Raw genomic sequence first — 895 nt, 5'->3', positions numbered from 1 at the left:
TTTTCCTTTCTCAATGATCAGAACCAACTGGACGGGTTTGACGTGGATGTCGCCAAGGCCGTGGCGCAACGGCTAGGGGTCAAGCTCAAGCTGGAAACACCGTCCTGGGATGTGATCGCCGCTGGCCGCTGGAGCGGGCGTTATGACATTTGTGTGTGCTCGATGACCCCGAGCAAGGCCCGGGCTGAAGTGTTCGACTTTCCGGTCGAGTATTACCAGTCGCCAGCAGTGATCGTGGTGAACGCCAAGGACAACGACATCGTTGAAGGCAAGGATTTGTCCGGGAAAAAAGTCGGCGTGATCAGTGCGTCCACCTATGAAGCCTATCTGAACAAGGACCTGGTGATTGAAGGCGCCGAAGACAAGCCGTTGAGCTACCCGTTCGAGCATGTCCAGATTGCCCCGTACGACAATGAAACCGTGGCGTTCCAGGACCTGGCCTTGGGCAGCGGGGTGCGTCTGGATGCGATGGTCACCAACCTGATCACGGCCCGTGAACGGATTGCCCAGGATCCGCGCTTCAAGATCGCAGGCCCCGCGCTCTACGCTGAGCCCAACGTGGTCGCGATTGAAAAGGGCGATCCGCAGTGGAGTGCCAAGGTGACTGAGACCATTGCTCAACTCAAGGCTGACGGCACCCTGAGCAAGATTTCGCAGAAGTGGATCGGTTCCGATATCAGCCAATGACAGCCCACAACCCCCATCCCGCCAAGATACATTCACTAGCCAAGACCGAACCCCGTCGCTTGAGCCAGCTGTTTGGCTTTCGCACCCGACTCTATCTGACGTGGGCGGTGCTGTTCGCGTTGTGCGTCATGTTCTTCATGAGCTTCGACCTGAAGCTGTCGATCATTCTGGATAAATTGCCGAACCTGATGGGCCTGCACCTGGGCCC

Annotated in this window: 1 protein-coding gene and 1 pseudogene; both read left to right on the top strand. The window is 57.4% G+C overall.

Features of this window, described 5'->3' with window-relative positions:
• Positions 1–687 (top strand): transporter substrate-binding domain-containing protein (locus TU76_RS23885; protein WP_048352624.1); only part of this gene is annotated, 687 nt, incomplete at its 5' end.
• A pseudogene (locus tag TU76_RS25700) lies at positions 684–895 on the top strand (amino acid ABC transporter permease); the annotation flags it as partial. The gene TU76_RS23885 and the pseudogene TU76_RS25700, both read left to right, overlap by 4 nt.

It is taken from the genome of Pseudomonas psychrophila (genome assembly GCF_001043005.1).
GTDB lineage: Bacteria > Pseudomonadota > Gammaproteobacteria > Pseudomonadales > Pseudomonadaceae > Aquipseudomonas > Aquipseudomonas psychrophila.
The sequence above is the reverse complement of the archived record's forward strand: the minus strand, read 5'-3'. Positions and strand labels throughout refer to the sequence as shown.